The sequence below is a fragment of the Nostoc flagelliforme FACHB-838 genome, from assembly GCF_014698065.1.
Lineage (GTDB): Bacteria > Cyanobacteriota > Cyanobacteriia > Cyanobacteriales > Nostocaceae > Nostoc > Nostoc flagelliforme_B.
Window position 1 is genome coordinate 13,670 of record NZ_JACJSI010000004.1, and the last position, 22,459, is coordinate 36,128.

The following is a 22,459-nucleotide window of genomic DNA, read 5'->3' on the forward strand; positions in this document are numbered from 1 at the left end:
CCTATCTATCTAATTCTATTCAAGGATAAGTGTATATTTTTTTACTAACTAATAAACACTTTAAGAACGGGTAAGTAACTGTTGAATAACTGCTTAAAAACGTGAAACAATGAGGAGATAGCTAAGACGGTTAGAAAAAAAGTAGATAAATAATTAATTATATGAAGCAATCTAAGAGTACGCGAAAGCGGGGACTTATCTTAACGATCACAGGGCTGAAGCGTTTACAAGCAGCGATTTTGGCTATGGAAAAGGTACAAAACAACGGGCATCGCTTCACTTTAGAAGATTTAGGCGATCGCATGAATGTTTCTACCAAAACTCTAAACCGATTATGGTCGTTGAATACAGGCGTGGATCAAAAAACCCTGAAAATGTGTTTTAACGCTTTTAATTTAGAATTATATAGAGAAGACTATGCAGTTCTGAGTGAACCGAATCATATTGAAAGCTCTCAACCTCTATCAATAGCTTTAAGCACAAAAGAACAGAATCCATCCCCGTCTTTATCCTTAGATTCTTTGACTACTCAAGAATATAACCAACTCGAAAATCTTTGGTCATACCCGGATGGCCCCGTACCTTTAGATTCTCCCTTTTATGTCGAACGTCCCCCAATTGAGGAACTAGTTTATCGAGAAGTAATTCAACCAGGCTGTGTGATCAGGATTCGGGCACCAAGAGAGATGGGTAAAACTTCTCTTGTATTGCGCCTGTTAGCCTTTGCTCAGATGCAAGGTTATCGCTCAGTGAACTTGAATTGCAGCCAAATCGATTCTAATTGTCTGACAGACTTAAACAAGCTTTTGCGTACTTTTTGCTGGCAAATTGCAACAGAATTAGGCATAGACCCCAAGCTAGATGAGAAATGGGATGGAGAAATAGGTTCTAAGTTGAGTTGCAGTTTATATTTGCAATCTTATTTGCTCAAGCAGAGTCAAAGTCCAGTGGTTTTAGTATTAAATGAGGTTGATCGCTTTTTTGAATATCCGGAAATTGCTCAGGAGTTCTTTGGTTTATTGCGCTCTTGGTATGAGGAAGCACGACAAGATAACAACTTGCAAAAACTAAAGCTAGTGGTAGTTTATTCCACAGAAGTATATGTTTCCCTACATATCAACCGCTCCCCATTTAATATTGGACTTCCGATCCGTTTGCCAGAATTTACTGAATATCAAGTAGAAGATTTAGCCCGACGGCATGGGCTAGATTGGACTTATAATAACGAAGTTAAGCAGCTGATGTCTCTTGTGGGGGGACATCCAGCATTAATTAGAATTGCTCTGTATTATCTCTGCTGTCAAGGAATCACCTTAGAAGAACTAATACGGGATGCGATCGCTAACGGTGGTATCTATCGTTATCATTTATGGCGACACTGGGCAATCTTACAAGAAAATCCTAGTTTGGTAAAAGCTTATATTGGAGTTGTTACCGCCAAGCAAAACATTTCTTTAAATCCCATTGAGGCTCATAAACTCGAAAGCTTGGGGTTAATCACCTATGAAAGCGATCGCATCCTACCGCGTTGCGAACTCTACCGTGCTTACTTTAAAAAACAACTAAGTGTTGCTGAATTTGAATATCAATCATTGCAAAAACGTGCCTGAACTGAGGATTGGGGATTAAGGATTAGAGACTGGGACAATTTTGATGGGGATTCAAACCCCAACTAAATTGCGCAAAAGACTCTTTCCCAATCTCCAATAAGTAGCTGGGCAAAAATATTTACAGTCATTGCGTACTTAGAAGCAAGCTATGTAAAGCGTTTCTAATAGAATATTTGAAAATTCCTCTTCGCGGTAGCAAAACGTTTTAGATCCCCCCAAATCCCCCGATAAATTGGGGGACTTTGATTTTAGTTTCCCCCCCCCTTTTTAATGTTTTTAAATTGGAAGTACCTAAGCACTCCTGTAGCCTCACTTTTGCTGTAGTTTCGCTCTGATGATTTTGGTATTTACAACGAAAAATAATTAACTAGCTGACCAATAAAGCTGATAATATTCAATATAAAATGTTCCATTATTGGAAGGCATTTTAAAAAAGAAATAATAATCTCCTGGCTCCCAAATATTAAATTCTCGCTCTTGTTCTTGAACGTGTGCTCTTGAACCACTATTAGGGATAGCCATGCTAGCAGTTTGCGTTTCGTTCTGGACTCTCATCAGAAAAACTTCTAGCAGGCAGAAACCGCTTAATTCAGCGGAATAACGAATTTTAAAACGTATTTTTCCACCATTTCTTAGTGTCTTTTGAATAAAAAATTTCTCGGTTTGAATGGGATTACCAGAAAGATAAATGCCTTCACCTTGTGTCAATATATGGACTAGCTTGTTATTCAGCGAACTCATGATTTTCCTCCTTCAATAGAATAGAGTCTATGGAGATGATTGCATTGTTAACAAAAATTTTTCAATGTCGCGTTTGTATTTTCTCGCCATCGTCAATAAAATGCAATGACAGATAAGACAGTTAAAAAGTAAATTTTTATAGGCGATCGCAGTTTATTAGCCTAGATTGTGATTCACAATTTACCCATGAAGCCGATAATTTCTTCTAAAAAACTTGCAAACACACGTTTGGCATTGGTAGCATCATAGATTACAAAATCGCCTTAAGCGATCGCATCAACAATCTCCGAAATTACTTTTTCTTCTATCTGACTTCACTCACCCTGTCACCCTGGATAGTTGCATTGCCATAGAGTTGTTGGCGAATTGTATCAGTGGAGACAATGCGATAATTCCCCTGTTTTGCTAACTCAACCGCGAAGATCGTTTTCCCGCTACCGAGGACACCCATGAAAAAGTGACAAATCATCAGCTGTTTAAGATTAAAAGTTTTTGTAGTTTAACTTTTAGCTGTTATTTGTTCCTTGTTTAGAGTTTTCAAGCGAATGACCAAATAAAAAAACAAACTGGGGTTTGAATAAGTAAAATGGCATTTTGAGAAAGTAATTGCGGATTTTGCTTATTGAATCTAGCCCAAATATGAAGTTGATTTTATATTTCTATAGAATTCACTAAAAGGCGTAAAAGCTTGGTTTTAGCGTGAAAGATTGTTATCATTTTTGGACAAGTTAATAAATAAACCCAGGTATATGTTTTACTGAATTTTGCATAATTAGTAAACCACTAAATCTCTACAACTGATACGAAGCCGTCAAAGCCACCGCCAAAGCATCCGCAGCGTCATCCGGCTTAGGAATCTGATCTAAATCCAACTCCCGCGCCACAGCTTCTTGTACTTCCGACTTATCAGCATTACCATACCCGGTTAAAGCCTGTTTAATTTGAGCAGGAGTAAACTCTACATAAGGAAGACGACGCTGCCCCAACACTAAAATGACTATACCTCGCGCCTGTGCAACCAAGATTGTACTTGACATCCGATAGAAGAATAGTTTCTCGATCGCAACCAAATCTGGTTTAAATTCTTCTATCACGGTGTGTAAATCATCAAACAAGGTACATAGGCGTTGTCCCATTTCCACATCTGCGGACGTTTTAATTACTCCAAAATCCAGCATATTTACCGTAGTCTCTGGTATCTTGTTGAGGTTTTGTGTGCAGCTAATTGCCCCAAATCCTAAAATTGCCAATCCTGGATCTAATCCTAAAATTCGTTTTTCCATTAAATTCACTTTTACCAAGGCAGGGTATTGTTTAATTAGAAATGCTGGCAATCTTGACGACTTGCTCTTAGTCTAATGGGATTGACAAATATAATAGTTTCACGCCTAATGTTTTAAACCAAGTGGTGTAAATTTTCTGTTAATTATTGTTTGTAGCACTGCTCCGAATCAGGTATGTCAAATGGTTTTCTCAGACAAGCCCTCAACGCCCTGCAAAAGCAGTCGCGCTCCCGTACTTCCTATCGGGTTAGCCAGTGGTTCAAATGGTTATCGCCTGGACTATCGGTAAAACGTTGGTTGTTGATCAGTATTGGGGGTGTACTGCTGGCAAGCTTGGGATTAGCTATTTGGATTAAGCTGACCCCAATCTTTTTGATGATTGAGTTGATTAGAGGTTTCCTGGGAGTAATCACTAACATCTTGCCCAACTATATCAGTGGCCCTTTGGTACTACTTGGCGGCTTGCTATTAGTGCTTTGGGGGCAAACTCGCACTGTAGGCTCAATTACTAAGGTACTGAGAGCAGAAGGCGGAGAGGAACTCATTGATGTCTTGATGGCTCATCGTCGATTGTACCGAGGCCCGAAAATAGTGGTAATTGGTGGTGGTACAGGACTTTCTACGTTGTTGAGGGGACTGAAAACCTACAGCGCTAATATTACAGCTATTGTCACTGTCGCCGATGATGGTGGATCTTCTGGGCGATTGCGCCAAGAATTTGGTGTGCTACCACCAGGGGATATTCGCAATTGTTTAGCTGCACTAGCAGATGAAGAAAAGTTATTAACAGAATTGTTTCAATACCGTTTTCGGGCTGGAGATGGTTTAACTGGTCACAGTTTTGGTAATTTGTTTTTAACGGCAATGAGTGATATTACTGGAGATTTAGAACAAGCAGTTGCAGCTAGTTCTAAAGTACTAGCGGTACGGGGACAAGTACTACCGGCAACTCTCAGTGATGTTCGCCTCTGGGCAGAATTAGCCGATGGTCGCCGTATTGATGGTGAGTCTAGCATTCCTAAAGCTGGCGGTAAAATAGTTAAAATTGGCTGCGTTCCAGCTAATCCTCCGGCAGTGCCAGCAGCTATTAAAGCACTTAGAGAAGCCGATTACATTATTATTGGCCCAGGTAGCCTTTATACAAGCCTGATTCCTAATTTATTAGTACCAGAAATTGCCGATGCGATCGCTCAAACAGATGTCCCCCGTATTTATATCTGCAATATAATGACTCAACCAGGAGAAACGGAAGGCTACACTGTTGCAGACCACATCAGAGCAATTGATGCAGCTTGTGGGGAAAGACGGCTATTCGATGCTGTACTAATACACAAAAAATCCCCCTCAGAGCAATCACTCATTCGCTATGCCCAACAAAACTCCCATCCCGTTTTCTTAGATAGAGAAACCGTAACTGAGCTAGGACGAAGGATTGTTCCAGCTAATGTTTTGTATGAAGATGAAACAGGTGTGATTCGTCACAATCCGCAGAAACTAGCACAAGTGTTATTGCGGTGGTACGGTAGAGTTAACCACGGAAGATAAATTTGTCATTAGTCATTTGTCACTTGTCCTTTGTTTAGACTAATGACTAATAACTAAATAATTAAGTATGAAAATTTTTCTTGCAGATACAGAAGCGACGCTACGCTTAGGTATTACTCTTGGTGAATCCCTAACTCCTGGCAGTGTAATTTTACTAGAAGGTGATTTAGGCGCTGGTAAAACTACCCTAGTTCAAGGCATTGGCAAGGGTTTAGGAATTAATGAACCTATTGTCAGTCCCACTTTCACGCTGATTAATGAGTACACAGAAGGGCGCTTTCCCCTTTACCACCTGGATTTATATCGCTTAGAACCACAAGAAGTTGCAACCCTAAACTTAGAAAGTTATTGGGAAGGTATTGAAGTCATACCAGGAATTGTGGCAGTTGAATGGGCAGAACGATTACTCTACAAGCCAGATAGTTATCTGAGTGTAAGTTTAACTTATGGGCATGAAGGCACTCGTCAAGTCGAACTCACACCATTCAATTGTGCCATTAGCAAAGTCATTGCCGCAATTTAAGCTCATCTCCCGACTGAAGTACGAGGGATTTCACTTTTTTGATCGCAATACTAAAAAATTACTGCAAATAGTCGAGGAAGCACTTTACACTCGTTCTATCTGCCACTACCACGTTCGCCACTGTCAGTTATTAACATTGTTATCTCAACCAAAAAATATTGAATCAGCTTTTCTTCAATCGAAAATGGCAGTCAGCAAGCCGCCGTCTGTTCTTAGAGATTTGGAAAGTTGGCAACGCACTGGCTTTTTTTAAAGGGAGACTACTTTTCTCTTCACTCCCTTAAATCCAGGCGGGGTTATCGTATCCGAATAGTATTGAACCTAAAGTGATTCTTAACTAAACAGGATATATTGCATCTACTAGCTTTATTGCTGTAATAAGCAGTTAAAAACTGATTTAGATGGTTGGTGTACGAATCAAGCAAGTGTAAATAGACTGTTGTTGGGTTCAATAAGGAGAGAACTTAGTCAGCTTCGATTGAAACCGATTAGTTCCCTACCTCGTTCGGAGAAGCAATCTAGATTATTTAGCAGCGAATGCTAGTAAAAAAGTTAAGCAATAAGCAATTTCTGTATAATGTTTAACTTTCCTTACACTTAGTATGCCCAAGTTAAGTTCATAATCTATACAAAAAAATAAACTATTTTATAAATTTGCAAAATTAGTTTTAATAATTTTAACTAGCAATAAATTTTTAGATTCACATCTGTAATTAGCACTGATATTTAAAAAAAATAACTAAAAACGTTTCGTGTTTATACGATATTTAATTTGTAAGTACGAAACGTTTTATTATAAGTTGAAGTTAGTATGCTTACGTGGATGCACTACTGGTGCAATACGCTTGGCTTTGTGAAAAATATTAGGTTGGGTTGAACAATAGCGAAATCCAACCTACACCACTTTTAGTTTTTACCCTTAACCCAAGCGTATTGCCTCATAACTAATGACATATAGCATTAGTTATCTCGAATAAAAGAGGCGATCGCCTTTTTTATCGGAGAACCAGAGTCGTCTCTGGTATAGTACGTCAATCCTCGATCAATAAATGCAGAGGTAGTATCTATCAACTGCTGAACAATCTCAAAATTAGCATTATCTATTTCTTCAGTGATTTTTTCATTTGTAAATTTATTTTTTCGCTCTTCTGGAGGTAATACAATACGAGGATCTTTATAAGTTTCTTTTGGTTTAGGTTTAAATGTCTCATTTAAGTCAAACTGAAGACGTAAATAACGTTTAGACTCATAGCCGCCCATGATTTGTCGGCAAATTGTACTATCAATCTCAGATGACGGTTCCATAAAAATATTAGTAAGATTTTGAACCCAGTCTAAGCCTCTCCACTTGCTTACTTGCTCATATTTATATGGTTCACCAGTTTGACCTGTGCCAATAGAAAGGATAGAAATATCTTCCAATCGTAGATTATCCAGTTTATATTTTTGCTTGATTGTTGGAGAGATTGAAGACTGACTCACCCTCATAACTAAACTTAAAGCTGCCAAAGATGGGTTATTAGCAGAAACTCCTCCATCAATGTGAGGGAATTCCCAATCACCAAATTTTTCTTTATCTACAGGTTCCAATTTATATGGTGGAAAAAAAGTAGGTGCTGAAGCCGAAGCAGTACATATCTGCCATAAATAACAGTCATCGTACCATCTGTCTCCTAAATCGGGATGACAATTTGTAAAAAAGGTTGTGTTGCGATATAGCGTATCGTAAGCAAGAATCAAAATAATAGGTTTTTCAATATCCTTTATTCTTATAGATTTATAAGCATCTTTGAGGACACTAATAATTCCATCATGAGAATATCTAGATGCTGAAAAGACATCAACAATTGGTCTAATGAAGGACGGAATGTTTTTATAGCGCTCTTTTCTAGCCGTCGGAAATATATCTTTACCCCGATTTTGATACATTTTAATTAGTTGATCGCTCGTACTTCCTACAGCAATCCCTCCTGTTAGGATTGAACCAGTAGAAGTGCCAGCAATTAGGTCAAAGTATTCGTGTAAAAACTCTCCTTTCCCCTGATTTCTAATTTCTTGTTCTACTTGTTGAAGTATTCGCGCTGCAATGACTCCACGAATGCCACCACCATCTAAAGCTAGAATTTTGAAGGACATAGCAACTCTCTTTGATTATTTCTATGGTTATCTTTCTGGGTACAAGCATCATGGAATGCATCGCAATACGGTTCCATTAGCTTGTTTACTCTTATCCGGCTGGAAGATACCTAATTTTTTTTTACGAACCGCCTTTTCTATCTTTTCTATGAGAGGCTTCCGCCAACGCGCAGCATCTCGTTAGAGAAGGAAGTCAAGCAGGGAAAAAATAATAAATAGGTAATCTTATAGCGGGAAGAGAGTAGTTATTGAAGATTTGACTTGAAACATTTACAAATAAATTCAGAGTTTCAAGTTGCAATTCCTGATACAGAAACAAGTCAATACCCTTTGTTGAAAAGGGAATGGCACTAAAAAAACGCGAAAAGCTTATGTAACCTCGTTCCCAGTCGGAAGATTGGGAATGTATTCCAAATGGGCTGCTGCCTCCTCTTTCTTGACGAGAGGCGGAACTTCCCAGAATGCGTTCCCAGGCTCCAGGCTGGGAACGAGGCAACACAAAACTTTCGACTGATTTTAGTGCCATTTGGTTAAAAGGTTAAAAGAGGAAAAACAAGAATTTTCGCCTTTTAGCTTTAACCAAATTGCATTGGTTTAGTCTGACTCTGGATAGATGAAAATCTTGCCAGTTCAAATATTGGTTTGATGTATAACTATTTGTCTACTACGTAAGCTTAAATAAATATTTGCTATAAGAAAGTTAAAGCTTGACCCCGCACTTGCGTATTTACCTGGCCTTTGTCATAAACTATCTCACCGCCGACAATGGTGGTTTTAGCCCAACCGGTGAGGTTCCAGCCTTCAAAGGGACTCCAATGGCATTTGGTTAAAAGTTCTTCGCGCTGGACTGGACGGTATGTGTTTAAATCTACAAGCACTAAATCGGCATCGTAACCAGGTGCGATCGCTCCTTTATTCGGAATACCATAAGCCACAGCTACAGCTTTAGACATCCAGTTCACAACTTCAGCTACAGTACACTTTCCTTGCATCGCCGCAGTTAACATCAAAGCTAGAGAAGTTTCTACCCCAGGCATTCCCGAAGGACTATTGGGGTATTCTTGAGCTTTTTCTTCTAAGGTGTGTGGCGCGTGATCTGTAGCGATGAAATCAATCACGCCATCGCGCAAAGCTTGCCAGAGAACTTCGTTATCGTGGGGCGATCGCAAAGGTGGATTCATCTGTGCTAATGTGCCAATTGTTTCATAAGCACTAGTATTTAACAATAAATGCTGTGGTGTAACCTCAGCTGTTACCCAACTAGGTTTCTCCTGACGCAGCAAATCTGCTTCTTCGGCAGTTGACATGTGCAAAATATGCAAACGACGTTGATATTTTTGAGAAAGTTTTAATGCCAGTTGGGTTGCCAGCATTGCCGCTTGATTATCTTGAATTTGCGAGTGAACGGCTGGATCGTGAATATTGGCAAATTCTTGGCGGCGTTGGTTGATTCTAGCTTGGTCTTCGGCATGAACGGCAATCAAGCGATCGCCTTTAGCAAATATCGCCTCTAATGCTGTTTCGCCATCAATCAGCAGTTGACCATGCATCGACCCCATGAAAATCTTAATTCCCGGCGTTGGCTTTGCTAAAAGCAAATCTGGTAAATTCTCTGCTGTTGCCCCAATAAAAAAGCCATAATTAACCAACGACTTGTGTGAGGCACGTTCTAGCTTGTCGTCTAAAGCCTGCTGTGTCGTTGTCAGGGGGCGTGTATTGGGCATTTCTAAAAAAGAAGTGACTCCGCCTTTAGCACAGGCACAGCTGGCGGTGAATAAATCTTCCTTGTGTTCTAGTCCAGGTTCCCGAAAATGCACCTGCGGATCAATAACTCCTGGCAACAAAGTCAAGCCTTCTGCGTCAATTTCAGTGGCTAGTGCCGTTTGCGATATTTCTGGTGCAACTTCGACTATTTGGCGATCGCGCGTCAACACATCCCCAATCATTAGTTCACCATTGGGTAAGATTATACGAGCGCGGCGAATCAGTAAAGTTTTTGAAGATGACATAGGGATAACCAAGTTCTGACAGAGGACTATGTATTACAGGGGACTATGCTTTTAGGTTAAACTTATTCGCGATCGGAGTAACCAATTTTTTTTTGCCGTGCCTTAAAAAAAGTTTATTTTTATTTTATGAAGAACCCCGTCAATCAATTTTGGATTTTAGTTCTAGCACAACTTGGATTTGGGATTGATCTTATCTTAGAAGGGATTCAGCCTGTTCATTTGAGATTGATTTCGCCCACCAGAGGCGAGTCATGACCCAGAATAAACATCTTAATCCAAAATCTAAAATCTATAATCTAAAATTGGTAGTCAAGATGCAAACATGACTAGGAAATTAAAATTTTCTCGTTAAGATTAACAGATAAAGTCTCACTAGGTGGGTTGATTACCTACATTTTTTGTTAAATTAAGTAATTTCATGCAAAATCAAGTGCCTGATAACAACTCTAGTCAACAACCCGATAATTCTTGGATCGCAGAGCTAGGTAGAACAATTGTATTGAGCATTGTTCTCGCTCTGGGAATTCGCACCTTTGTTGCTGAAGCACGCTGGATTCCTTCTGGATCAATGGAACCTACTCTGCATGGTACGCCTAACCAGTGGGAGGCAGATAAAATAATTGTCGATAAGTTGAAGTATAAATTTACTGACCCACAACGGGGAGATATTGTAGTATTTTCACCTACGAAAGAACTACAGAAAGAACAATACCAGGACGCTTTTATTAAGCGTATTATTGCTTTACCTGGAGAAAAAATACAACTTAAGGATGGCAAGGTTTATATCAATAACAAACCCCTCCCAGAAACCAATTACCTTGGTTCTGGGCAAAGTACAGTCATTGATGTTTGCCAATCAGGGCCACAGCCACCTTTTTTAGCAAAACCCCAAACTATACCAGCCGATTCATATTTAGTACTAGGTGATAATCGTAACAGTAGTTACGATAGCCGCTGTTGGGGTGTCGTCCCCCGCCAGAATATTATTGGACGTGCTGTAGTTCGCTTCTGGCCCCTAAATCATGTTGGCGGAATTGATAAGTCGCCAGTATATCCATAAGTTAAAAATATTGATCAAGTTGAAGAAGGATTCAGAATCCAGAATTCAGACAATAAAGTGAGGGATTGCTAAATTACCAATCTTTAATCCAAAATCCGTCTTGAAAAGTGACGCTCGCTCTGCGCTAACTAAATCGCTGCAAGCTGGCGCTCCGACTTTTCGCAAAATCTAAAATCCAAAATTGCTATGATGCCTTACCTAGCAAAAATTTTACTGTATCCAGTTAAGTCACTAGATGGTGTTGAAGTTGAGAACGCTAGAGTTCTTGCTAGTGGGGCACTACAGCATGACCGCGAGTTTGCCATTGTTGACGAACAGGGTAGATTTGTCAATGGCAAGCGTCATGCTAAAATCCATTCACTAAGGGCGCAATTTGCACTCTTAAATAGAACTATCTCGTTGCAAATCCCAGATAGCGACTTCCAAAAAATTTTTCATTTAGATGAGCAACGGCAAGGATTAGAAGCAACTTTGAGCGATTTTTTTGGGTTTGCTGTCACATTAAATCAAAACTCTCTAATGGGTTTTCCGGACGATACACACTCACTTGGCCCGACGGTAATTAGTACAGCAACATTGGCAGAGGTTGCTTCTTGGTTTCCCGGTTTAAATGTAGATGAAATGCGCCGTCGAATGCGTGCCAATATCGAAATTGATGGTGTACCAGCATTTTGGGAAGATCAACTATTTAGTGAACAAGGTGATTTAGTCTCCTTTCGAGTAGGAGATGTACACTTTTTTGGGGTTAACCCGTGTCAGCGTTGTATAGTCCCAATACGCGATTCTTATTTAGGGGAAGCTTATCCAAACTTCCAAAAAATCTTTACAACTCAGCGAAAAGCAACTCTACCAAATTGGGTTACTTCATCGCCTTTTAATCACTTTTACAGATTGAGTGTCAATACGCAATTACCCCTATCGTCAGCCGAAAAAATTTTACAAATCGGCGATGAGGTTGACATAATTCAACAATAAAATTAACATTTATTTAAAATAAAAAATACTAAGTAAATTTTTTTTGATTTTTTTGTTTTTACTGTGTCTTTGCATGACAATTTTAAAATTGTTGTACTTAAACATAAGCTTTTGTGCAAAGCCCAAAGCTTTTAATACCAGAAAATCAAGAAATCAGCAATTATAAATTGAATTTAGGATTAGGTGCTAATGGCGACCTGAATTTTAGAATGGCATACTGGAGCTTATCGATTAAATATCAGTTTATCTAAGAACATCTGTTGACACATTGCCAGATAAAACTGAACAAATTCAGGCGTGATGGGATCTTTACAAGCTATAGGCGATGTCTATAACGGGCTACGCCTACGTAAATTTGGAAAATTAGGCGTTGGAAGAACTCGCTTTTTAGTACCAAAAACACGAAAAATGTCATAAATAAAATGATGAGTACCGTAATTATCTTGGTATTCAATGTAGCTAATTTAGCTAGTATGCACCTAGAATCTGCTGGGGAAGAATTAAACAACAATGTTATCCAAAGTTCAGCCCGCCAAATCTATTAATCGCTTAGTTGGCAAAGTTTATGCCAAGATGCCCCTGAGGTATGTTCTGATTGTGCCCTTTATATTGCAAATTTGTGGGGCGGTTGGACTTGTGGGCTATCTTTCGTATCAAAACGGTCAAAAAGCGGTAAGAGAACTTGCTACGCAATTAGAAAATGAAATCTGCGATCGCATTGAACAGCATCTCGATCGTTATTTAACAACCCCCAAACAAATCAATCAAATCAACTTAGATGCGATTGAGCTAGGTTTGCTTAACCTTTCCGATTTTAAAACCACCGGCAATTACTTTTGGAAACAAATGCAAGTTTTCAATGTTGGCTACAACAGCTTTGCCAATCCCAAAGGTGAATTTATCGGTGTTGAACGTCTAGATAATGGTAAGTTGTTGATTAATCAAGTTAGCGAAAAGAATGGTATAGGTAAACTTTATGTTTATGCTACAGACAACCAAGGAAATCGCCGCCATTTACAGGAAGTCAAAAATTACGATCCCCGCCTAGAAGCTTGGTATGCAGATCCAGTCAAGATAGGCAAACCCGTCTGGAGTCAAATTTATCAATGGGAAGATAAACCAGAAATTTTATCCATATCTTCCAGCTATCCTATTTACGATAAAAATCGCAAATTTGTTGGGGTAATTAGTGTTGATTTGCTTTTATCACAAATCGGCAAATTTTTAGCCAGCTTAAAGGTTAAAGAGTCGGGTAAAACTTTTATTTTAGAGCGTTCTGGGTTAATAGTGGCTTCTTCTACTAGCGAGCCATCATATACCATCATTAATGGTAAAGGAAAACGTTTATCAGCATTAGATAGTCAAAATCCTTTAATTAGACTTACAACACAATCTTTGATCAAACGCTTTGGCAATCTTAAGCTGGTTGTAAAGAAGCAACAGCTAAGTTTTACTGCCGATGGAATGCGTTATTTTGTGCAGGTAAAAAGCTGGAATGATGAACTGGGTTTAGATTGGCTAATTGTGGCGGTGATTCCCGAAGGCGAATTTATGGAACAAATAAACGCCAACACCCACATCACTATTTTGCTGTGTATGGTTGCTTTTTTAGTCGCTACCATAATTGGGATTTTGACTGCTCGCTGGGTTATTAAGCCGATTTTACAATTAAACACATCAGCGAAGAAAATTGCTCAAGGTGAATGGGAGCAAACACCAGAAATTCAGCGTTCCGATGAACTGGGGGAACTAGCTAAGTCATTTGAAATTATGGCAAAGCAACTGCAAGCATCTTTTAGTGCTTTGTCAGCAAAGAATGCCCAGATGCAAGTCTTAAATGAGGCACTATCTCACAGCCAAAGTCGGTTAAATCAATTTTTAGAAGCCATGCCAGTAGGTGTATTTATTATCGATGCTGAAGGTGAACCTTATTATACAAATCAAATTGGGCAGCAAATTCTTGGTCAAGGAGCGATCGCAGTTAGCGCCGAACAATTGTCAGAGGTGTATCAAGCTTATCTTGCTGGGACAGATCAATTTTACCCCAGCGATCGCTTGCCGATTTTAAGAGCATTACTGGGGCAAAGCACCAGAATTGACGATATGGAAATTCGCTCTTATGACAAGATTACTCCCATTGAAGTTTTAGGAAAACCAATCTATGATGAATCGGGGAATCTGGCTTTTGCGATCGCTACATTTTTTGACATCAGCCAACGTAAACAAACAGAAAATTTGTTAGCAGAATACAATCGCACCTTAGAAGATCAAGTAAAAAAACGTACTGAAGAATTTCAGCAAGTTATCGAGCAACTGCAAACCACGCAAGAAGAACTGATTCAATCGCAAAAAATCGCTGCCCAGGAACAACAAGTAGCCGTTCGGGAAGCAGCACGAAGCGCCGCTGCTAACCTCGCCAAAAGCGAATTTCTTGCTAACATGAGCCATGAACTGCGTACCCCACTCAACGCCATTCTTGGTTTTACCCAAGTCATGAGCCAAGATTATTCACTATCCACGGAACATCAAGAAAACTTAGCAATTATTAATCGTGCAGGCGAACATCTACTCAATTTAATTAACGACATTCTAGAAATGTCCAAAATCGAAGCTGGCAGAATCAGATTAAATTGCAGTAGCTTTGACTTAATTCATTTGTTAAAAAACTTAGAAGAAATGTTGCACTTGCGTGCTGCATCTAAAAATTTAGAATTAGTGTTTGAATATGCACAAGACATTCCTAAGTACATAGAAACGGACGAAAATAAACTGTCTCAAGTCTTGATCAACCTCTTGGGAAATGCCATCAAATTTACTGATACCGGGAGGGTGATATTACGGGTGAGACTGGGGAGCAGGGAGCAGCGAGCAGGGGGAGCAGGGGGAGCAGGGGGAGCAGGGGGAGAAGAATTAATAAGCAATCACCAATCCCTAATCCCCAAAATCCCCAATCTCCAATCCCTAATCTTCGAGATAGAAGACACTGGCTGTGGTATTGCCCCAGAAGAAATTAACTTGCTGTTTGAGGCTTTTGAACAAACCGAAATCGGCAGGAAATTCCAACAAGGGACGGGACTTGGTTTAGCGATTAGCCGTAAATACGTGCAACTGATGGGAGGAGATATTAGTTTCACCACTATGCTTGGTGTCGGTAGTACGTTTACCTTTGATGTTCAGATTGCTCTAACTTGCCCCAGAGAAATCCCGATAAATCCAATTAAATCCAAAACTTTATCTTTAGCACCTATTGACAAAACATACCGTATCTTAGTAGTTGACGACTCCACAGAAAGCCGTTTGTTGCTAGTTAAAATTCTTACATCTCTAGACTTTGAAGTCATGGAAGCTACAAATGGCACTGAAGCGATCGCAAATTGGGAATCTTGGCAACCACACTTGATTTTTATGGATATGCGAATGCCAGTCATGGACGGTTACGAAGCTACAAGAATAATTAAAGCTAGAGAAATAGAGCATGGGGCAGTCAATACGTTGCGGAGGTTCCCAAAATTCAAACAACTGGCATCATCGGGGGGGCACTACTTTGCGGGAGGAGTAACCGATTCCGGCAACTGCGAGGTTCTTGAAGCTCTATGCAAAGTGTCTCCTACAGAAGAAGCAACTGCTGTTATGGAAAATGATGTTTCTGGTGCATCAACTTTGCGATCGTGGATGCCAAAAGTCTTGGCTCCCACTTCCGACTTTTCTGAAGTAACACAGGATTGCTCCAATACACACACGATCATTGTTGCTCTAACAGCTAGCGCCTTTGAAGAAGAACGCCAGAAAATTTTGTCCATTGGCTGTGATGATTTTATTCGCAAGCCATTCAGACAAGAAGTATTATTGGAAAAATTAAGCCAACATCTGGGTTTAAACTATACCAACCAAATAGAAACCACAAACACAGCAGTTATCGATCAACCTACACAGATTTTTGTCAGTGTTGCTGAACTCCTGAGCCATTTATCACAAATGTCACCTGAGTGGCTCCACCAGATTCACTATGCCGCAGCCAGCTGTAGCGATGAACTGATTTTAGAGTTACTCAAGCAAATTCCATCAGATAATTATCAACTTTTCCAAGTTCTTAAGGATTTAGCAAATAACTACCAGTTTGAGAAAATAATGGAATTGACTATAACAAACGTAGAATGAATTACGATCATTTAGACCCTAATAAAAAAGATATTTTGATCATTGACGATATGGCAGACAACCTCCGGGTTTTATCCTCCATATTGACAAGGGAAGGGTATAACGTTCGTAAAGCCTTGAACTGGCAAATGGCACAGACGGCGACTCAAACTCTATTACCGGATTTGATTCTGCTCGATATTATGATGCCAGAAGTGGATGGCTATGAAATTTGTCAGACTTTTAAAGCTTGGGACTTAACAGCCGATATTCCGGTAATTTTTATTAGCGCTTTAGATGATGTTATTGATAAAGTTAAAGCTTTTAAGGTGGGTGGCGTAGACTACATCACCAAACCTTTTGAGTTTCAAGAAGTTTTAGTGCGCGTGCAAAATCAACTGGCATTGAGGTCGGCGCGATTAGAAATATTAAAACTAAATGTTGAACTAGAACATCGGGTAAAACAGCGGACTGGGGAGCTAGAAAAAACTTTACAAAAACTCCAAGAAGAAATTAATTCCCGCCAGAAACTGCAAAGTCAACTGCTAAATATAGCACTTCATGATTCCCTGACTGGATTACCAAACCGAGTTTTGTTTATTAGACGACTAGAAAATGCTCTCAATCGGGCAAAGCAAGAATATAGTTATCAGTTTGCTGTACTTTTTTTGGACTGCGATCGCTTCAAAGTTATCAATGATTCTCTTGGTCATCCAGTGGGAGACGAATTACTAATAGCCATAGGTCGCCGCCTACAAGCGTGTCTGATACCTATTGATACTTTAGCAAGATTAGGCGGGGACGAATTTGGTATTCTTCTAGAAAATATCACAGATATCAACATAGCAATCCAAGTTGCCGAACGGATTATACAACAGCTATCACTTACTTTTAAGCTGTCAAGATATGAAGTATTTATGAATGCCAGTATTGGTATTAGTTGGGGCAATAAAGATTATGATCGCCCAGAGTATTTGCTGCGGGATGCTGATACGGCAATGTATCGAGCTAAAGCTCAAGGAAGAGCTAAATATCACGTTTTTAATCCAGCGATGCATCAGGAAGCCATTCAGCTTTTAGAGTTAGAAAATGATCTGCGAAGGGCTGTTGAAAGGCGAGAATTCCTCGTTTACTATCAACCAATTGTTTCCTTAACTACAGGCAGAATTTCTGGATTTGAAGCCTTGGTGAGGTGGCAACATCCGATTCGTGGTATGGTTTTTCCTATAGAATTTATTCCTGTGGCCGAAGAAACAGGTTTGATTAACGCCATCAATACTTGGGTATTACAGTCGGCTTGTCATCAATTAAGCATCTGGCAACATCATCCAGTGACCCCAGAACCCCTAACAATCAGTGTCAATTTGAGTGCAAGGTTATTTTTACAACCGAATTTCGTAGAACAAATTGACAGAATAATTTATGAAAATAAAATAGATCCTGAATACTTAGAATTAGAAATTACAGAAAGTGTAATTATGGAAAATACTAATGCAATTAAAATAACTCTTCAACAACTAAAGCAGCGAAAAATCAAGTTGATTATGGATGACTTTGGTACAGGATATTCCTCTTTGAGTTACCTGCATAGTTTTCCTTTGGATGCACTTAAAATAGATAAATCTTTCGTCAACCGGATGCAGGATAATAAAGAGAATATGGGGTTAGTACCAGCAATGATTGGCATTGCCAATTCAATGGGGATGAGTGCGATCGCAGAAGGTGTGGAAACACAAGAACAGTTAGATCAATTGAGAAGTTTAAACTGTAATTTTGCTCAAGGATATTTGTTTTCTCGACCAATAGAACAACAGTTGGTGCTTGAATTGCTTGCTGCATCACCTCAATGGTAGCTATTAAGTAGTACCTGGAAAAAATTAAATTTTTGATGCTCGGCGAATAATTTGAACATACTATGCATTATACGCCTAGAAGCAGGCTATTAGGTTCACAAAGCTCATCACTTACTAATAGCTTTGATAGTTTGTAGAACTCTCCAGCCACCGTGGGAGTTAAACTATAAATATAAATATTTTGGTGAAATTGACCAATAAATTTCCGAGTTATTTCCAAGAATAATTTACTACGCTCAATAACTATACGCCTAGCTTTTGATAATAATGTATTTTAATCAAACTAACCATCATAAAAAAAATATTTTGGTAGTCGATGATACCCCAGATAATTTGCGGCTTTTATCGGCGATGTTGACTGCACAAGGTTTTGAAGTTCGCAAAGCTTTAAACGGTAAAATGGCACTGACTGCGTGTCAAATGGTTTTGCCGGATGTGATTTTGCTAGATATCAATATGCCAGGGATGGATGGCTATCAAGTTTGTCAACAACTGAAAGCTGACGATAAAACTTCTGAAGTTCCAGTAATTTTTATTAGTGCCCTGGATGATGTTGTCGATAAGGTAAAAGCTTTTGATGTTGGTGGTGTAGATTATATTGCAAAACCTTTTCATGGGGCAGAGGTGGTATTGCGAATTGAAAATCAGATTAATTTACGTTTGCTGCAAGTTAAACTTCAAGAAAAAAACTTTTTACTCCAACAGGCTCTTGAGAACTTGCAAGCCTCCCAAGTTAAACAGATTCAGAACGAAAAGATGGTGGCGTTGGGACAATTAGTCGCTGGACTGGCTCATGAGATTAATAACCCTATCAGTTTCATTTATGGAAATCTCCAATATGCTGGTCAATATGTACAAGACCTAGTGAATATCATTGAGGTCTATCAACAAGAATATCCCAAACCTACACCAAAAATTCAGGAAATAGCTAAAGATATAGACCTGAATTTTATGATTAAGGATCTGCAAAACCTTATAGGTGCAATGTATAGAGGATCTGATCGCATTCGAGAAATTGTACAGGCGCTACAACACTTCTCTCGACATGATGAAGCACAAATGAAGCGCGTAAATATCCATGAAGACATCGAAAATACTTTGGTGATGTTACAACATCGGCTAAGGAAAGCAGCAAATCGCCCTGAAATTGTTGTAGTAAAAGATTATGGTAACTTGCCCCTAATAACTTGTTATGCAGGTGAATTAAACCAAGTATTTATGCATTTGTTGAATAATGCTATTGATGCAATAGAAGAGGGAGTGGGGAATCAATCTTCTCCTCTCTACTCTCAACTTTCTACCCCCCAAATTCGGATTCATACAGAGGTGACAGACTTGAATATGGTCAAAATTGCGATCGCTGATAATGGTCTTGGTATTGAAGAGTCATTGCGATCGCGTTTATTTGACCCATTTTTTACCACAAAACCTGTAGGCAAAGGTAGTGGGCTAGGATTATCCATTAGCTATCAAATTATCGTCCAAAAGCACCGAGGAAATATTACCTGCACCTCATCTGTTGGCAAAGGGGCAGAGTTTGCGATCGAAATTCCCATAGAGCAACCTGATATTTCATCACAAATTTCAAAATCTTAAAAGGAATTGGGATGAAGAGGCAGAGGGTCTGGGGGCTGCGCAGGCAGAAGGTTCTGTATTGCCCCCTTCCCCTTTAACCTTTACCCTTTTCCCCCCTCTTGCAAAAAGCACTTTTGCAAGAGGTCTAATAATGTTAATCCTGTAGCTGCAAGAGTGATCCCCAAAACTGCTCCCCGATTCAATCGAGAATCTGCTAACAAAGTCGTCCCTGTGTAGAGGTAGCCAAATACGTACTCAGATGGTGTCAAATATTCCAACACTACCACGATTGCAAAGGCGATCGCTATTATAGCGGTTCCCATTCAGATGCGGTATAAGATTATAATATTGCAAGGTGTAGGGGCACGGGCAGTGCCGTGCCCTTACGGGTGTACTATAGGCCATAAGTCTTCACGTTTATTTATAGCTTCTTTCATAGTTAGTAATCGATTTTAAGATCGTCATTTATGATTTACCAATAATCTGTATAACTATTTAATTCATCAATTATGATCTATATCTGCAAATGCCAACTTGAGAGTTATATCAAGTTAGCATAATATGATTTTTACAGCCATTGCACCCCTAAAAGCCTGCAAAGAGGGAATTAAGGGGAGCTAGTGCGGTCTTGAGTTCTCCCCAAATGGAGCATCTGGCGTGTGTGGTTTTCCGGATTTAATAAGTAATTAAGCGAACATGATATTAATCCTAAAATTAGGATAATCCAGATCCAGAAAAGGGAATTGGAGACTGGCGACTAGCGGCTGGGTAGTTGACCATAAGGAGCACGGCCTCTATCACTATATTTTCCAACCCCTAATCCCATTACTCAAACCCTGTCGGATATTTATATTCTTTGAAAGTAGCAAACTTGAAAAATGTATTGTATAAACAAATAATCCTAACTAGTGAGATAAATGAATTAAGAGTAAAAATTAAATATTCTTAACAAAAACTTTAACAAGTATTTGGAAAATAGTATTAAAGAAGAATTTAGAATCAAGACGCTCGCTGTGCGTAGCTTCCCCGTTGGGGTAAGCGGACTCGCTACCCCTACCCTATCAGTAGAGGATTCAGACCCGCTACTTTCTTGTTAACCTTAAAACAAAAAAATGCTGGTGATGTAAAAACGGCGAATATTCATTCGTCAGTCGGACTCCTGGCTGCTGAATTCTATTTAGGTAAATCCTTCAAAATCAAATATTCCTACAGTTAATCTGTTATTTCTAAGAATTGGCTTGCTAACACTTAAATTTAATTTAGCGCGAAATATATGGGACAAGGTTTTTTGCAAATTGGCTTAACGCTGTGTATTGTCATAGCAATCACTCCACTATTAGGAAGATACATAGCGCGTGTCTTTTTGGGAGAAAGAACACTGCTTGATTTTTTAATGAACCCCATAGAGCGAAGTATGTTCGTACTAGCAGGTGTTCGCAGGAAAGATGATATGACGGGTTGGCAGTATATTCGATCTGTACTGTTTAGCAACATCCTCATGGGTATCTCAGTATATTTATTGATATATTTTCAGAGACTCTTACCCTGGAATCCTAACGGCTTTGGTGCGCCCAGATGGGATGTATTGCTGCACACAACGATTTCATTTGTAACTAATACTGACCAACAACACTATGCTGGTGAGACAACCTTAAGCTATTTTAGCCAGGTAGCAGCTTTAGGCTTTTTAATGTTCACCTCCGCAGCCACCGGTTTATCTGTGGGAATTGCCTTTATTCGCGGCTTGACAGGTAGCAGACTAGGTAACTTTTACGTCGACCTTGTTCGTGGAATTACGCGAATATTGCTGCCGATTTCGGTTATTGGCGCGATCGCTCTGCTTATAACGGGTGTACCACAAACATTAGCTAAGACTCTAGATGTGAGAACCTTAGAAGGCGGGACGCAATATCTTGCTAGAGGCCCGGTGGCATCATTTGAAATGATCAAACTTTTGGGCGAAAATGGCGGTGGCTTTTTTGGCGTAAACTCAGCACATCCCTTTGAAAATCCCAATGGCGCTTCTAACTTGATAGAAATGATTGCCATGATTTCTATCCCAGCAGCCTTGATTTATACCTACGGTATATTTGCCAACAACATCAAACAAGCTTGGCTACTTTTTTGGATGGTGTTTGTGATTTTTGTAGTTCTGGTGGGAATAACAGCCGTAGGAGAACTGCAAGGTAATCCCCTTGTTAATAACGCCTTTGGATTAGAACAACCCAATTTAGAGGGGAAGGAAGTTCGATTTGGCTGGGCACAAACGGCATTTTGGGCAGTGATGACTACTGCTACTATGTCTGGTGCTGTGAACGGGATGCACGATTCTTTGATGCCGCAAGGAATATTTTCGACTCTCTTCAACTTATTTATCCAGGTTATCTGGGGTGGTCAAGGAACTGGAACAGCTTACTTATTTATTTACTTAATTCTCACAGTGTTCCTAACTGGACTAATGGCAGGACGCACCCCAGAGTTTTTAGGACGCAAAATTGAAAAGCGAGAAATCGTCCTTGCCAGCGTGGTGCTATTGATTCACCCAATTCTAGTTTTAATTCCTAGTGCGATCGCCTTAGCTTATCCCATCTCCCTATCTGGAATTAGCAACTCTGGCTATCACGGTATTTCTCAAGTAGTTTATGAATACGCCTCAGCAGCAGCAAATAATGGCTCCGGCTTAGAAGGGTTGAGGGATAACACCCTGTGGTGGAACTTGAGTACTTTGGTTAGTTTAATCGGAGGACGCTACATTCCGATAGTTGCCATTCTGCTGTTAGCTGACGGTATGTCTCGCAAACAAAAAGTACAAGAAACTCCTGGTACCCTGAGAACTGATTCTCTGGTATTTACTAGTATCACGGCTGGAGTGACGCTGCTTTTGGGAGTATTGACTTTCTTTCCCGTTCTGGCTTTAGGCCCCATAGCTGAGGGTTTAAAGCTAACATCTGGCAGTTAGAAAATTTATGAGTTATGAGTTATGAGTTATAAGTTTGGAATTAAGAGAATACT

General features: G+C 39.6%; 16 protein-coding genes. 10 read left to right on the top strand and 6 right to left on the bottom strand.

The genetic code is table 11. The features are described from left to right. The first annotated feature begins 161 nt into the window (after positions 1-161). Entirely contained in the window at positions 162-1,610 is a 1,449-nt protein-coding gene (locus tag H6G97_RS02995) for an AAA-like domain-containing protein (RefSeq protein ID WP_190939238.1), read from the top strand. A 363-nt stretch (positions 1,611-1,973) separates the two neighbouring features. On the opposite strand, the gene H6G97_RS03000 is transcribed toward H6G97_RS02995, so the two are convergent. From H6G97_RS03000 to ruvC, 3 genes are all read right to left on the bottom strand, one after another. Further along, positions 1,974-2,351: a hypothetical protein gene (locus H6G97_RS03000; RefSeq protein WP_190939239.1), complete on the bottom strand. Its 378-nt coding sequence runs from the start codon at positions 2,349-2,351 to the stop codon at positions 1,974-1,976. Between the two features lie 304 nt (positions 2,352-2,655). After that, positions 2,656-2,820 carry an AAA family ATPase gene (locus tag H6G97_RS03005; protein ID WP_190939240.1) on the bottom strand — a complete coding sequence of 55 codons (165 nt, stop codon included), beginning with the start codon at positions 2,818-2,820 and terminating at the stop codon, positions 2,656-2,658. A 322-nt stretch (positions 2,821-3,142) separates the two neighbouring features. After that, complete coding sequence (ruvC, locus tag H6G97_RS03010; protein ID WP_190939241.1) at positions 3,143-3,634, bottom strand: crossover junction endodeoxyribonuclease RuvC; 492 nt, start codon at positions 3,632-3,634, stop codon at positions 3,143-3,145. Between the two features lie 174 nt (positions 3,635-3,808). On the opposite strand from ruvC, the gene H6G97_RS03015 reads away from it, so the two are divergent. From H6G97_RS03015 to H6G97_RS03025, 3 genes are all read left to right on the top strand, one after another. Then, a complete protein-coding gene (locus H6G97_RS03015) occupies positions 3,809-5,179 on the top strand; it encodes a gluconeogenesis factor YvcK family protein (protein ID WP_190939242.1) in 1,371 nt (456 codons plus the stop codon). A gap of 67 nt (positions 5,180-5,246) precedes the next feature. After that, entirely contained in the window at positions 5,247-5,702 is a 456-nt protein-coding gene (gene tsaE, locus H6G97_RS03020; protein WP_190939243.1) for a tRNA (adenosine(37)-N6)-threonylcarbamoyltransferase complex ATPase subunit type 1 TsaE, read from the top strand. Further along, positions 5,689-5,955, top strand: coding sequence for a hypothetical protein (locus H6G97_RS03025; protein WP_190939244.1), 267 nt, complete (start codon positions 5,689-5,691; stop codon positions 5,953-5,955). Before tsaE ends, H6G97_RS03025 begins: the two co-directional genes overlap by 14 nt. A gap of 707 nt (positions 5,956-6,662) precedes the next feature. On the opposite strand, the gene H6G97_RS03030 is transcribed toward H6G97_RS03025, so the two are convergent. Together H6G97_RS03030 and H6G97_RS03035 are read right to left on the bottom strand one after the other, a co-directional pair. Next, positions 6,663-7,838 (bottom strand): patatin-like phospholipase family protein, encoded by a 1,176-nt coding sequence (locus H6G97_RS03030; protein ID WP_190939245.1) that lies wholly within the window; start codon positions 7,836-7,838, stop codon positions 6,663-6,665. 689 nt (positions 7,839-8,527) lie between these two features. Further along, positions 8,528-9,847 (bottom strand): dihydroorotase, encoded by a 1,320-nt coding sequence (locus H6G97_RS03035; protein ID WP_190939246.1) that lies wholly within the window; start codon positions 9,845-9,847, stop codon positions 8,528-8,530. Between the two features lie 418 nt (positions 9,848-10,265). Here H6G97_RS03035 and lepB point away from each other — a divergent pair, with 418 nt between their 5' ends. From lepB to H6G97_RS03060, 5 genes are all read left to right on the top strand, one after another. Beyond that, the gene (gene lepB / locus H6G97_RS03040; RefSeq protein WP_190939247.1) at positions 10,266-10,907 is read left to right on the top strand and encodes a signal peptidase I; all 642 of its coding nucleotides are present in this window, start codon (positions 10,266-10,268) and stop codon (positions 10,905-10,907) included. Between the two features lie 189 nt (positions 10,908-11,096). Then, positions 11,097-11,882 (top strand): MOSC domain-containing protein, encoded by a 786-nt coding sequence (locus H6G97_RS03045; protein WP_190939366.1) that lies wholly within the window; start codon positions 11,097-11,099, stop codon positions 11,880-11,882. Positions 11,883-12,392: 510 nt separating this feature from the next. Further along, a complete protein-coding gene (locus H6G97_RS03050) occupies positions 12,393-16,040 on the top strand; it encodes an ATP-binding protein (RefSeq protein WP_190939248.1) in 3,648 nt (1,215 codons plus the stop codon). Further along, positions 16,037-17,872, top strand: coding sequence for a GGDEF/EAL domain-containing response regulator (locus H6G97_RS03055; RefSeq protein WP_190939249.1), 1,836 nt, complete (start codon positions 16,037-16,039; stop codon positions 17,870-17,872). The genes H6G97_RS03050 and H6G97_RS03055 overlap by 4 nt, the downstream gene beginning before the upstream one ends. Before the next feature lie 267 nt (positions 17,873-18,139). After that, entirely contained in the window at positions 18,140-19,468 is a 1,329-nt protein-coding gene (locus tag H6G97_RS03060) for a hybrid sensor histidine kinase/response regulator (RefSeq protein ID WP_190939250.1), read from the top strand. Positions 19,469-19,548: 80 nt separating this feature from the next. Here H6G97_RS03060 and H6G97_RS03065 read toward each other — a convergent pair whose 3' ends face one another. Continuing rightward, the gene (locus H6G97_RS03065; protein WP_242054791.1) at positions 19,549-19,770 is read right to left on the bottom strand and encodes a hypothetical protein; all 222 of its coding nucleotides are present in this window, start codon (positions 19,768-19,770) and stop codon (positions 19,549-19,551) included. 950 nt (positions 19,771-20,720) lie between these two features. Here H6G97_RS03065 and kdpA point away from each other — a divergent pair. Then, on the top strand, positions 20,721-22,406 hold the full coding sequence (kdpA, locus tag H6G97_RS03070) for a potassium-transporting ATPase subunit KdpA (protein WP_190939251.1): 1,686 nt from the start codon (positions 20,721-20,723) through the stop codon (positions 22,404-22,406). Positions 22,407-22,459: the final 53 nt, after the last annotated feature.

Coding starts and splice junctions, on each gene's coding strand:
- H6G97_RS02995 (WP_190939238.1), top strand. CDS start 162: ATGAAGCAATCTAAGAGTACGCGAAAGCGGGGACTTATCTTAACGATC.
- H6G97_RS03030 (WP_190939245.1), bottom strand. CDS start 7,838: ATGTCCTTCAAAATTCTAGCTTTAGATGGTGGTGGCATTCGTGGAGTC.
- H6G97_RS03050 (WP_190939248.1), top strand. CDS start 12,393: ATGTTATCCAAAGTTCAGCCCGCCAAATCTATTAATCGCTTAGTTGGC.
- ruvC (WP_190939241.1), bottom strand. CDS start 3,634: ATGGAAAAACGAATTTTAGGATTAGATCCAGGATTGGCAATTTTAGGA.
- H6G97_RS03065 (WP_242054791.1), bottom strand. CDS start 19,770: ATGGGAACCGCTATAATAGCGATCGCCTTTGCAATCGTGGTAGTGTTG.
- H6G97_RS03005 (WP_190939240.1), bottom strand. CDS start 2,820: ATGATTTGTCACTTTTTCATGGGTGTCCTCGGTAGCGGGAAAACGATC.
- H6G97_RS03055 (WP_190939249.1), top strand. CDS start 16,037: ATGAATTACGATCATTTAGACCCTAATAAAAAAGATATTTTGATCATT.
- lepB (WP_190939247.1), top strand. CDS start 10,266: ATGCAAAATCAAGTGCCTGATAACAACTCTAGTCAACAACCCGATAAT.
- H6G97_RS03035 (WP_190939246.1), bottom strand. CDS start 9,847: ATGTCATCTTCAAAAACTTTACTGATTCGCCGCGCTCGTATAATCTTA.
- H6G97_RS03000 (WP_190939239.1), bottom strand. CDS start 2,351: ATGAGTTCGCTGAATAACAAGCTAGTCCATATATTGACACAAGGTGAA.
- H6G97_RS03045 (WP_190939366.1), top strand. CDS start 11,097: ATGCCTTACCTAGCAAAAATTTTACTGTATCCAGTTAAGTCACTAGAT.
- tsaE (WP_190939243.1), top strand. CDS start 5,247: ATGAAAATTTTTCTTGCAGATACAGAAGCGACGCTACGCTTAGGTATT.
- kdpA (WP_190939251.1), top strand. CDS start 20,721: ATGGGACAAGGTTTTTTGCAAATTGGCTTAACGCTGTGTATTGTCATA.
- H6G97_RS03060 (WP_190939250.1), top strand. CDS start 18,140: ATGTATTTTAATCAAACTAACCATCATAAAAAAAATATTTTGGTAGTC.
- H6G97_RS03015 (WP_190939242.1), top strand. CDS start 3,809: ATGTCAAATGGTTTTCTCAGACAAGCCCTCAACGCCCTGCAAAAGCAG.